This is a genomic window from Pseudomonas sp. GYB4201 (assembly GCF_056312595.1).
The window spans coordinates 35465-46199 of the sequence record NZ_JBWGIG010000048.1 but is presented as its reverse complement, the minus strand read 5'-3'; the positions used below and the strand labels follow the sequence as shown (position 1 = coordinate 46199).

The window sequence follows — 10735 nt, the reverse complement described above, 5'->3', positions numbered from 1 at the left end:
CCCGAACTCAGCAGTGAAACGATGCATCGCCGATGGTAGTGTGGGGTTTCCCCATGTGAGAGTAGGTCATCGTCAAGATTAAATTCCGAAACCCCCATCTGCGAAGGCAGGTGGGGGTTTTGTCTTTCTGGCGTTTAATAATATTTCCGGCAACCTCGGACGCGGCCTGCGGCCGCTGCTACGTGCGGTGTACTTGACATGGCGCCCATGTGCCCCCGTAGCAGCGGCCAAAGGCCGCGTCCAAAGCCCCCGCGTAACGCCCCCTGCAAACCAAAGGTACAAAAAAGCCACCCGGTGGGTGGCTTGTGCAACGCTTTACTCAGGCCCTGAACCGCGCCACCAACCCCGTCAGCTCCTCCGCCAATGTGGTCATCTGCCGGCTTGCTGCGCTGGTACGGGTCGCCCCCTCCGATGACTGCAACGACAAATTGCGGATATTGATCAGGTTGCTGTCCACTTCCCGCGCCACGTGGGATTGTTCCTGGGCGGCGCTGGCAATCACCAGGTTGCGCTCGTTGATCTCGCTGATGGCGCTGTAGATCTGCTCCAGCACGTCCCCGCACGCCTGGGTCAAGGTGAGGTTGACCTGGGCTTTCTCGGTGCTCGAACGCATGGAATTCACCGCTGCCTCGGTGCCGGTCTGCAGCCGCACGATCATCTGTTCGATTTCACGCGTGGATTCCTGGGTGCGGTGGGCGAGGGTGCGCACCTCGTCCGCCACCACCGCGAAGCCACGGCCTGCTTCACCGGCGCGGGCCGCTTCGATGGCAGCGTTCAGCGCCAGCAGGTTGGTCTGTTCGGACACCGCGCGGATCACGTCCAGCACCTTGCCAATTTCCCGCGTCTCGCCAGCCAGTTGCTGGATCAACTCGGCGCTGCCCTGAATATCGGCGGCCATGGCGTGGGTGCCGTCAATGGTGTCCTGCACCTGCTGGCGGCTCTGATGGGAAAGCGCGTTGGAGGCTTCCGCCGCCTGGGAGGTCGACACCGCGTTGCGCGCCACTTCTTCCACCGCCGTGGTCATTTCGGTCACGGCGGTGGCTGCCTGCTCCAGTTCCTGGTCCTGCTGCTGCACGCCGCGGTTCGATTCTTCGGTGACCGTGGTCAACTGCTGCGCGGCATCGGCCAGTTGCTGGGCCGAAGCGCTGATATGGGCGATGGTCTGGCGTTGGCTGTCCTGCATGCGGCTCAGTTCGGCAAACAGTTCGCCAATCTCGTTGCGGCTGCTCACCACGATGGGCTCACGCAGGTCGCCAGCGGCGATGCGCTTGAAGTGTTGCCCAGCCAGGCTGAGAGGGCGCAGCACCCGCGCGGCGATAAAGGTCCAGCAGCTGGCGGCCAGCAGCAAGGTAATCACCAGCAGCAACACGGCCATGGTCTTGGCCTGCTGCAAGCGCGAGTCGGTCAGCACCATCAAGGCCTCGCTGCGGTCATTGAGCGCCTTCATCAACGCATTACGCTGCTCCTGCAACGCGCCCATGGCGGAGGCCGCCTGCTGGTTCACGGTGAAATAGGCGCCCAGGTCGCCGGCGCGGGCGGCAGCGCGTTGGCCTTCGATGGTCTTGCCGTAGGCCACGAAGGATTGCTCCAACTGCAGCCCCAGCGCGGTGTTCTGCGGTTCGAGGGTCTGGCCGAAATGGTCGACCAGTTGCGCCGACTGTTGCCAGATCTCCTCGGAGCGCGCCAGGCGGGTGGTGGACGCTTCGTGCTGGCCACCCAGGTTTTCCAGGAAAGCCGAAGACACGTTGGCGCTGGTACGGATGGCCAGCAGCAGGGCGTTGTTCAAGCGGTCGGCCTGCAAGGCCGTGCGGTGCAATTCCTGCACCTGGGCGTCGCTCTGCTCGGCGTTGCGCCAGGCGCTCACGGTGGAAAACAGCAGGGCAGACACGAAGAGGGCCAGGATGCCGCACATGCTAGTGCGAATGCTGAGGTGACGAAACATGCGATCAACTCCAGGGATCGAGAGCGGGCGCGGACTCTTCACTCATCCCGGAAGGGGGAGACAAGCGCATCTGGATTGTTTTTGTCAGATTGATCCGCTGTCCTTTATATCGATAGCATGTGGCCACTCTTTAGGCTGGTCAGCCGGGTAGTGGGCGATAACCGGCCAAAACTGCGACAGATTGCCGCGCAACGGGCATAAAAAAACCACCCGCAGGTGGTTTTTCAACAGCGGCATCGATCAGTCGCCGTAGTACTCGCAGCCGCTGGTGCAGGTCTCGTGAATGCGCACCTTCGACAGTTCCGGCAGCAACGGCTTCACCTGTTGCCAGATCCACTTGGCCAACACTTCGCTGGTCGGGTTTTCCAGGCCAGGGATGTCGTTCAAGTAGTTGTGGTCCAGTTGCTCGTACAGCGGCTTGAAGATCGCCTTGATTTCCGAGAAGTCGCGAATCCAGCCGGTGTGCGGGTCAACCGGGCCGGTCAGGTGCAGCGCAACCTTGAACGAGTGGCCATGCAGGCGGCCGCATTTATGCCCTTCAGGGACATGTGGCAGGCGGTGAGCCGATTCGAACGTAAACTCTTTAAAAATTTCCACGTGTCTAAAACCCGAAAAGCCAATGCAATCACCTAGTCTACCAGTAACCTGACCCGGGTGTCAGAGGGGCCGCAGTACATCACCCAGCCGGCCGGTCTCCACCAGCTCCAGGAACTCGTCGCCCAGGCGCTGGCTTTCAGCCATGGCGGTGCGCCAATAGGCCTGGCGTGCCTGGTCCTGCCCCATGAAACGCTTGAAGTCGCTGCGGTCGGGCAGCTTGCCGTAGGGCAGGCTGGCCAGGTACTGCGACGAGGGGGCCAGCAACACCACGTTGCGCAAGCGCTGGGCATCGCCGCGCCGCCAGGGCAGGGTCTTGTCGAACCAGCCGGGGATGACCTTGTCGGTGAAATGCGGGTAAAGCACCAGGTCGTCGCCGCTGTAGGGCAGGTCCAGGTGGTAGTCCAGCAAGCCGCCGTCGCGGAAGGTGCCGGGCCCGGCCCCCGGAATGTCCCGCACGCCCTCCATCACCATGGGGATCGAGCCCGACGCCAGCAGCGCCTGGCGCAGGTTGCCGGTGTTCAACGGCAGGCAGCGCGAGGGGAAATCAGTCAGCGCGTGCAGGGGCGGCGCCAGGCGCTGGTCATGCAGGATCACCCGCTCGAAATGCCGGGACAGGCGCGCGCGGCCCAGCAAGTTGTCGGCGATCACCGAGCCCAGGCCCAGCCCCAGGTGGCCGCGGTGGTCATGGGCCAGGCGGCCGTGGCTCCGCACCACCATCACGTTGAGGCGGTAATGGGCGTTGTCGAGGATGCGCGCGTCCTGGCCGGCCAGCAGTTCATCGAGCATGCGGTGGCAGCTGTGGCTGACCTCGGCCATGGTCACGCCCTTGGCGAAGCTCTGCTCGTTATAAAGGCGCCCCAGCAGGCGCAGGCCTTGCACCGGGTCGGGCAGGCAGGCGCTGGCGAAACGCCAGGAACCGATGGACGCGCCGATCAGCGAGCGCTCGCGCACCGCCCGGGGCAGCCAGTCACCGAATAGCGCCAGGTCCAGCCCCTGTATGCCCAACGCCTTGGGGCCGCCCGCGGCGCCCGGCAGGATGCCGACGTCTGCGGGCTGCAGGCCGCGCTGGCGAATCCGCGCCATGGCCTGGGTGCCGGCCTTGATGCACAGGGAAGGGGACTTGATGTGGATGGCGCTCATGGGAACCTCGTGACGGACGCCGAAATTTACTCCGCGTGGCGGGTGCATGCAAACGTGCAACCTCGCGAAACGTCCTACATAACTCGTTGCCTTTGCCCTGCCGACACGCTTCCCTTCGTCCGCTACCATGATGGCCATTCAATTTCAGTTTCAATTAAGTTGTTCCGGTTAGCCTCTGCTCCGTACACACTTGACTGATAACGGAGCCGCACATGAACCATTTCACCGCCTTCACCGCCGCCATCACCCTGGGCCTTTGCGCCACTGCCACCCAGGCCCGCGACCTGGGCCCCGACGAGGCGCTGCGCCTGCGCGACACCGGCACCATCCAGTCGTTCGAGAAACTCAACGCCGCCGCCATCGGCCGCCACCCCGGCGCCACGGTCAAGGAAACCGAGCTCGAGGAGTCCTACGGCAAGCACCTGTACCAGGTTGAACTGCGCGACGCCAAGGGCGTCGAATGGGACCTCGAACTGGACGCCGCCACCGGCGAAATCCTCAAGGACCACCAGGACACCTGATGAACGTGATGACCCGGCCAGGCCTGCTGTTGGCCCTGGCCGCCTGCTGTACCTTCGCCCACGCCCATGACCTGAGCCAGGATGAAGCCTTGCGGCTGCGCCAGGCCGGCGTCATCCTGCCCCTGGAACAGCTGCTGGAGAAAGCCCTGCAGCGCTATCCGGGGGCCAAGCTGCTGCAGGCCGAGCTGGAAGAAGATGACGGCGTGTATACCTACGAAGTGGAACTGCTGACCCGCGACGGCGTGGTGCGCGAGATCGAGCTGGAGGCGGCCACCGGCCACCTGCGCAAGGATGAGGAAGACGACTGATGCGCCTGCTGCTGGTTGAAGACAACGTGCCGCTGGCCGACGAGCTGGCCGCCGGCCTCAAGGCCCAGGGTTATGCCGTGGACTGGCTGGCCGACGGCCGCGACGCCGCCTACCAGGGCGCGGTCGAGCCCTATGACCTGATCATCCTCGACCTGGGCCTGCCCGGCTTGCCCGGCCTCGACGTGTTGGCGCAATGGCGCGCGGCGCGGCAGGCCACCCCAGTGCTGATTCTCACGGCGCGGGGCTCGTGGGCCGAACGCATCGAAGGCCTGAAGGCCGGCGCCGACGACTACCTGACCAAGCCGTTCCACCCCGAGGAACTGCACCTGCGGGTGCAGGGGCTGCTGCGCCGCGCCCGTGGCCTGAGCAACCAGCCCACGTTGCAGGCCGCCGGCCTGCAGCTGGACGAGGGCCGTCAGTGCGTGAACCAGGCGGGGGCAGAGGTGCAACTGACGGCAGCGGAGTTTCGCCTGTTGCGCTATTTCATGCTGCACCCCGGGCAGATCCTGTCCAAGGGCCACCTGGCCGAGCACCTGTATGACGGCGAGACCGAGCGCGACTCCAACGTGCTGGAAGTGCACGTCAACCACCTGCGCCGCAAGCTGGGCCGTGCCGTGATCGAAACCCGCCGCGGCCAGGGCTACCTGTTCGGCGCCGGCGGCGGATGAAGTCGATCCAGGGGCGCCTCAGCGTCGGGCTCATCAGCGTGCTGGTGGTGGTCGGCGTGGCGGTGGCGCAGTTGAGCCTGTGGTTGTTCGAAGTGGGCTTGCAGCGCTACCTGGAGGCGGGCCTGCGCAACGAAAGCGAGAGCCTGCTGGTGGCCTTGGTGCGCGGCCCCAGTGGCCTGCAACTGGACGACCGGCGCATTTCGCCTGCCTACGAACGACCGTTCTCCGGCCACTATTTCCGTGTCGACTTTCCCGACAGCCACTGGCGCTCCCGCTCGCTCTGGGACCAGGAATTTCCCCAGCCCGAGGCGCCGGGGCTGCACGCCAACCTGACCCTGGGCCCCGAGGGCCAACTGCTGCTGGTGCTGCGCTCGGACTACAAGCGCCTGGGCCAGTCGCTGTCCATCAGCGTGGCCCAGGACTACACGCCGGTGCGCGCCAGCTTCCAGCGCATGCAGCAGATCGGCCTGGCCATGGGCCTGGGGGCACTGCTGCTGATCCTGGTGCTGCAACGGGTCACGGTAAAACGGGCGCTGCGGCCGCTGGAGCGTGCGCGCGAACAGATCGCCCAGCTGCAGCAGGGCCAGCGCTCGCAACTCGACACCCAGGTGCCGCTGGAGCTGGAACCCCTGGTGGCGCAGATCAACCACCTGCTGGCCCACACCGAAGACAGCCTGCGCCGCTCACGGCACGCCCTGGGCAACCTGGGGCATGCGCTGAAGACGCCGATGGCGGTGCTGTTCAGCCTGGTGGCGGGGGAGCGCCTGGCCGCCCACCCCGAACTGGCCAGGGCGCTGCGCGATCAACTGGAGCAGATCGAGCAGCGCCTGGGCCGTGAGCTCAACCGCGCCCGCCTGGCCGGCGATGCCTTGCCCGGCGAGCTGTTCGACTGCGCCACCGAGCTCCCTGGCCTGCTGGCCACCCTGCGCATGATTCATGGCCAGGAGCTGCTCATCAGCTGCAGCCAGCCGCCGGGCCTCAAGCTGCCGTGGGACCGCGAGGACCTGCTGGAGGTGCTCGGCAACCTGCTGGACAACGCCTGCAAGTGGGCCGACAGCGAGGTGCGCCTGACCCTCACCAGCAGCCCGCGCGGCTACGTGCTGGAGGTGGACGACGACGGCCCCGGCATCCCCCAGGCCCAGCGCGACGCGGTGCTGAACCGCGGCTCGCGGCTGGACGAGCAGGTCAGTGGCCACGGCCTGGGCCTGGGCATCGTCCGCGACATCGTCGACGCCTGGGGCGGCACCCTGGCGTTGCTCGCCAGCCCCCAGGGCGGCCTGCGCGTGCGCATCGGCCTGCCTCGGCGCAGCGCCTGAATTCTAGCCGCGATCCGTTGCCTAACATCTGTGCGGCCGTTGCCGCACCGCGTGACCTGACATGGACCGGACATGAACGAAACCCTGCTGCAACACAAGGCACTGATGGTGCTGCTGACCCTGGTCACCCTGGCGTTCATCTGGATCATGCTGCCCTTCTACGGGGCGATCTTCTGGGCCGTCATCCTCGGCATCGTCTTCGCGCCGCTGCAGCGGCGCCTCAAGCTCAAATTCAACCGCAACCCCAACCTGGCCGCCCTGGCCACGCTGTTGATCTGCCTGGTAATCGCCATTATCCCGGTGATCATCGTCAGTGCGCTGCTGGTGCAGGAGGGTACCGGGCTGTACAAGAACATCGAAAGCGGCGAACTGGACATCGCCGGCTACATCACCCAGTTCAAGCACGCCTTGCCAGCGTCGCTGCAACACCTGGCCGACCGCATGGGCATGGGCAACCTCGAAGGCCTGCGCGACAAGATCAGCAAATGGGCGATGCAGGGCAGCCAGTACCTGGCCTCCCAGGCCTTCAGCTTCGGCCAGGGCACCTTCGACTTCATCATCAGCTTCGGCATCATGCTGTACCTGCTGTTCTTCTTCCTGCGCGATGGCCCGGACCTGGTGCGCCGGGTGCGCAACGCCGTGCCCCTGGCCGAACAGCAGAAACGCCGGCTGCAGCTCAAGTTCAACCGCGTGGTACGCGCCACGGTCAAGGGCAACCTGTTGATGGCGGTGGTGCAGGGCGCCTTGGGCGGCCTGATCTTCTGGTTCCTCGACATCCCCAGCGCCTTGCTGTGGGCCGTGGTCATGGCGTTCATGTCGCTGCTGCCGGCCGTGGGCGCGGGCGTGGTGTGGGCGCCGGTGGCGGTGTTCTTCCTGCTCAATGGCGCCCTCTGGCAGGGTGCCTTGCTGACCGGCTACGGCCTGCTGGTGATCGGCATGGTCGACAACGTGCTGCGCCCCATCGTGGTGGGCAAGGACACGCGCATGCCCGACTACCTGATCCTGGTGTCGACCTTGGGCGGGTTGGCGGTGTTCGGGCTCAACGGCTTTGTCATCGGGCCATTGATTGCCGCGCTGTTCATGTCCAGTTGGTCGATTTTCGTCGCCACCAAAAAACAGGTACGTTTGCCGCAGGATCCAGGAACTTCTGGGGTATCATGAGCAGGATCCAATTTTTTTGGCAGAGTGTTCATGAGTAAACCCGGGCAAAGGGTATTGGTTGCACTGCGCAAGATGATCGCCGCAGGGGAGATCGCTGCGGGCGAGCGCGTGTTCGAAGTCACCGTGGCCGAGGCCCTGGGCGTGTCGCGCACGCCAGTGCGCATTGCCTTCCGCACCCTGGAGCAGGAGGGCCTGCTGGTGCAGTACGGCGCCCGTGGCTACCAGGTGCGCAAGGTCAGCGAGGAAGACATCGCCGGCGCCATCGAGGTGCGCGGGGTGCTGGAAGGGCTGGCAGCGCGGCAGTTCGCCGAACGCGGCGTCAGCGACGAAGAGCTGGCCGCCCTGCGCCAGTGCCTGGCCCAGGGCGATGAAATTTTTGCCAAGGGCCACGTCACCGAAGATGACCTGCAGCTGTATCACGACCTCAACATGCGCTTCCACCAGATCATCCTGCAGGGCAGCGGCAACCCCGCCATCGCTGGCGCGCTGCAGCGCAACGACCACATGCCGTTCGCCTCGGTGACGGCGCTGGCGGTGGACTGCGACAACCTGAAGGACGAATTCCGTCGCTTCGACTACGCGCACATGCAACACCACTCCATCGTCGACGCCCTGGCCAGCGGGCAGGGCGGCCGCGCCGAGGCCTTGATGCGCGAACACGCCAACGCCACCCTGCGCTACGCCCGGGTGTTCCAGGCCGCCTCCGACCAGGTCAAAGTACTGCGCAGCTAACCCACCTCCCGTAGCAGCGGCCAAAGGCCGCGTCCCCCGGCACACCGCGTTGCCTGGGGACGCGGCCTTTGGCCGCTGCTACGGGTCAGGTTTGTTCACTTTCCTGCCCGCACCACACCCGGCATAATCGCGCCCCGCGCAGCGGCGCTACGTCGGGCCGCGGGACATCAGCCTTGAGGCGGACCGGCTGCTTTCGTTACCATCGCGCACGCCGTGCTCATTACCTACGGCATTTGTTTCTATTTCCTACGCGCCCGGAGGGCGTTTCACCCCCTGAAACCGGCGTTTGCCTTCGTGGGCAGGCGTGTCGAGGTGTTCGGGGACTGCTGCTTTTTTAATTTTTTTGTCGTCAGAGCGGTTTAATGCCACAACCCATTCCCCTGAAAGACCACGAAAAAGAGAAGCGCCTGGTCAATCGGCGCCTTATCGCCTGTGCGGTCTTTGTACTGGCCCTGGCCCTGGCCCTGGTGGGCCGCCTGTATTTCCTGCAGGTCATCGAATTCGCCTACCACTCCACCATTTCCGAGAACAACCGCGTCCACGTGCTGCCCATTCCGCCGGAACGCGGGGTGATCTACGACCGCAACGGCGTGGTGCTGGCCACCAACCGGCCCAGCTTCAACATGACCCTGACCCGCGAGCGGGCAGGGGACTACCGCCATGTGCTGGACGAGGTGGTGCAGATCCTCGGGCTCACCGAAGATGACCGCAAGCAGTTCGACAAGGAACTCAAGCGCGTACGCCACCCCTTCGAGCCCGTGACGCTGATGTACGAGCTGACCGAGGACCAGATCGCCAAGATCGCGGTAAACCAGTACCTGCTGCCGGGCATCGACGTGGAAGCGCAGTTCGTGCGCGAATACCCGCTGGGCACGCACTTCGCCCACTCGGTGGGCTACGTGGGCCGTATCAACGAGAAAGAAGCCAAGACCCTCGACCAGACCGAGTACCGCGGCACCCAGTCAGTGGGCAAGACCGGCATCGAGCGCTTCTACGAAGCCGAACTGCACGGCCACGTGGGTTACGAGGAAGTGGAGACCAATGCCCAGGGCCGGGTGATGCGCGTGCTCAAGCACACCGACCCGGTGGCCGGCAAAAACATCGTGCTGAGCCTGGACGCGCACCTGCAGCAGGCCGCCGAGGACGCCCTGGGCGACCGCCGTGGCTCGGTGGTGTGCATCGACCCGGACACCGGCGAGGTGCTGGCCATGGTCAGCAAGCCGGCGTTCGACCCCAACCTGTTCGTCACCGGTATCAGCTTCAAGCAGTACGCCAGCCTGCGCGACTCCATTGACCGGCCGCTGTTCAACCGCGCCCTGCGCGGCCTGTACGCCCCCGGCTCGACCATCAAGCCGGAAGTGGCCATCGCCGGCCTCGACAGCGGCGCCACCACCGCCCAGTCGCGGGTGTTCGACCCCGGCTACTACGAACTGCCCAACTACGACCACAAATACCGCAACTGGAACCACAGCGGTGACGGCTGGGTGGACATGGACGCGGCCATCATGCGTTCCAACGACACCTACTTCTACGACCTGGCGCACAAGCTGGGCGTGGACCGCCTGCACGACTACATGACCCGCTTCGGCCTGGGCCAGAAAGTGTCCATGGACATGTACGAAGAAGCGCCAGGGCTGATGCCGTCCCCGGCGTGGAAGCGCGCCACCCGCCGCCAGGCCTGGTTCCCGGGTGAAACCCTGATCCTGGGGATTGGCCAGGGCTACATGCAGGTCACCCCGCTGCAGCTGGCCCAGGCCACCAGCCTGATCGCCGCCAAGGGCGTGTGGCGCCGGCCACACCTGGCCGAGACCGTCGGTGGCGTGGCGCCGGTGGACGAGAACCCGATGCCCAACATCGTGCTGCGCAACCCGCAGTACTGGGAACAGGTGAACCACGGCATGCAGATGGTGATGCACGACCCGCGGGGTATTGCCCGCGCCGCTGCCCAGGGCGCCCAGTACCGCATCGCCGGCAAGAGTGGTACCGCACAGGTGGTGGCGATCAAGCAGGGCGAGCGCTACAACCGCCTGAAAACCCTGGAACGCAACCGCGACAACGCCTTGTTCGTCGGCTTTGCGCCGGCCGAACACCCGAAGATCGTGGTGTCGGTGATGATCGAGAACGGTGAGGCCGGCGGCCGGGTCGCAGGCCCGGTGGTGCGGCAGATCATGGACGCCTGGCTGCTGGACCAGAATGGCCACCTCAAGCCTGAGTACGCCAACCCCACGCCGCCGGCTAAGGCCGACCCGGTAGCAGCAGCGCCGCTGCACCCCAAGCACTCCCCCGTATAACCGCATTACGCCTATCGCGGCCAACGGGCGGGCCGGAACACCCAGGCAAGCGACAGCGC

10 protein-coding genes, 1 rRNA gene and 1 pseudogene are annotated in these 10735 nt (G+C 65.4%); 8 read left to right on the top strand and 4 right to left on the bottom strand.

Translation table 11 applies throughout. The annotated features are described in order from the left end of the window. Positions 1–78, top strand: a 5S ribosomal RNA gene (gene rrf / locus AC0Z2B_RS29100); the annotation flags it as partial. A gap of 241 nt (positions 79–319) precedes the next feature. On the opposite strand, the gene AC0Z2B_RS29095 is transcribed toward rrf, so the two are convergent. The 4 genes and pseudogenes from AC0Z2B_RS29095 to AC0Z2B_RS29080 form a co-directional block, all read right to left on the bottom strand. Beyond that, positions 320–1183: a methyl-accepting chemotaxis protein gene (locus tag AC0Z2B_RS29095; protein WP_476301286.1), complete on the bottom strand. Its 864-nt coding sequence runs from the start codon at positions 1181–1183 to the stop codon at positions 320–322. Further along, positions 1181–1375, bottom strand: a pseudogene (locus AC0Z2B_RS29090) (HAMP domain-containing protein); the annotation flags it as partial. The pseudogene AC0Z2B_RS29090 and the gene AC0Z2B_RS29095, both read right to left, overlap by 3 nt. An 807-nt stretch (positions 1376–2182) precedes the next feature. Then, positions 2183–2539 (bottom strand): 6-carboxytetrahydropterin synthase QueD, encoded by a 357-nt coding sequence (queD, locus tag AC0Z2B_RS29085; protein ID WP_416423656.1) that lies wholly within the window; start codon positions 2537–2539, stop codon positions 2183–2185. A gap of 60 nt (positions 2540–2599) precedes the next feature. Next, positions 2600–3679, bottom strand: coding sequence for a patatin-like phospholipase domain-containing protein (locus tag AC0Z2B_RS29080; RefSeq protein WP_476301284.1), 1080 nt, complete (start codon positions 3677–3679; stop codon positions 2600–2602). A gap of 212 nt (positions 3680–3891) precedes the next feature. Between AC0Z2B_RS29080 and AC0Z2B_RS29075 the strand changes: the two genes are divergently transcribed. The 7 genes from AC0Z2B_RS29075 (at position 3892) to mrdA (ending at position 10676) form a co-directional block, all read left to right on the top strand. Continuing rightward, the gene (locus AC0Z2B_RS29075; RefSeq protein WP_476301282.1) at positions 3892–4200 is read left to right on the top strand and encodes a PepSY domain-containing protein; all 309 of its coding nucleotides are present in this window, start codon (positions 3892–3894) and stop codon (positions 4198–4200) included. Then, entirely contained in the window at positions 4200–4508 is a 309-nt protein-coding gene (locus AC0Z2B_RS29070; RefSeq protein ID WP_416423659.1) for a PepSY domain-containing protein, read from the top strand. The genes AC0Z2B_RS29075 and AC0Z2B_RS29070 overlap by 1 nt, the downstream gene beginning before the upstream one ends. Then, on the top strand, positions 4508–5176 hold the full coding sequence (locus tag AC0Z2B_RS29065) for a response regulator transcription factor (RefSeq protein WP_416423660.1): 669 nt from the start codon (positions 4508–4510) through the stop codon (positions 5174–5176). The genes AC0Z2B_RS29070 and AC0Z2B_RS29065 overlap by 1 nt, the downstream gene beginning before the upstream one ends. Then, positions 5173–6492, top strand: coding sequence for an ATP-binding protein (locus AC0Z2B_RS29060; RefSeq protein ID WP_476301280.1), 1320 nt, complete (start codon positions 5173–5175; stop codon positions 6490–6492). Before AC0Z2B_RS29065 ends, AC0Z2B_RS29060 begins: the two co-directional genes overlap by 4 nt. 72 nt (positions 6493–6564) lie before the next feature. Then, positions 6565–7653 (top strand): AI-2E family transporter, encoded by a 1089-nt coding sequence (locus AC0Z2B_RS29055; protein ID WP_416423662.1) that lies wholly within the window; start codon positions 6565–6567, stop codon positions 7651–7653. A gap of 30 nt (positions 7654–7683) precedes the next feature. Continuing rightward, on the top strand, positions 7684–8385 hold the full coding sequence (locus AC0Z2B_RS29050; protein ID WP_476301278.1) for a GntR family transcriptional regulator: 702 nt from the start codon (positions 7684–7686) through the stop codon (positions 8383–8385). 362 nt (positions 8386–8747) lie between these two features. Beyond that, positions 8748–10676 carry a penicillin-binding protein 2 gene (gene mrdA / locus AC0Z2B_RS29045; RefSeq protein WP_416423664.1) on the top strand — a complete coding sequence of 643 codons (1929 nt, stop codon included), beginning with the start codon at positions 8748–8750 and terminating at the stop codon, positions 10674–10676. Positions 10677–10735 lie beyond the last annotated feature (59 nt).

Bases quoted from the DNA above. Each gene is read 5' to 3' on its own strand.
- AC0Z2B_RS29060 (WP_476301280.1), top strand. From the start codon at position 5,173: ATGAAGTCGATCCAGGGGCGCCTCAGCGTCGGGCTCATCAGCGTGCTG.
- AC0Z2B_RS29070 (WP_416423659.1), top strand. From the start codon at position 4,200: ATGAACGTGATGACCCGGCCAGGCCTGCTGTTGGCCCTGGCCGCCTGC.
- AC0Z2B_RS29050 (WP_476301278.1), top strand. From the start codon at position 7,684: ATGAGTAAACCCGGGCAAAGGGTATTGGTTGCACTGCGCAAGATGATC.
- AC0Z2B_RS29095 (WP_476301286.1), bottom strand. From the start codon at position 1,183: ATGCAGGACAGCCAACGCCAGACCATCGCCCATATCAGCGCTTCGGCC.
- mrdA (WP_416423664.1), top strand. From the start codon at position 8,748: ATGCCACAACCCATTCCCCTGAAAGACCACGAAAAAGAGAAGCGCCTG.
- AC0Z2B_RS29080 (WP_476301284.1), bottom strand. From the start codon at position 3,679: ATGAGCGCCATCCACATCAAGTCCCCTTCCCTGTGCATCAAGGCCGGC.
- AC0Z2B_RS29075 (WP_476301282.1), top strand. From the start codon at position 3,892: ATGAACCATTTCACCGCCTTCACCGCCGCCATCACCCTGGGCCTTTGC.
- AC0Z2B_RS29065 (WP_416423660.1), top strand. From the start codon at position 4,508: ATGCGCCTGCTGCTGGTTGAAGACAACGTGCCGCTGGCCGACGAGCTG.
- AC0Z2B_RS29055 (WP_416423662.1), top strand. From the start codon at position 6,565: ATGAACGAAACCCTGCTGCAACACAAGGCACTGATGGTGCTGCTGACC.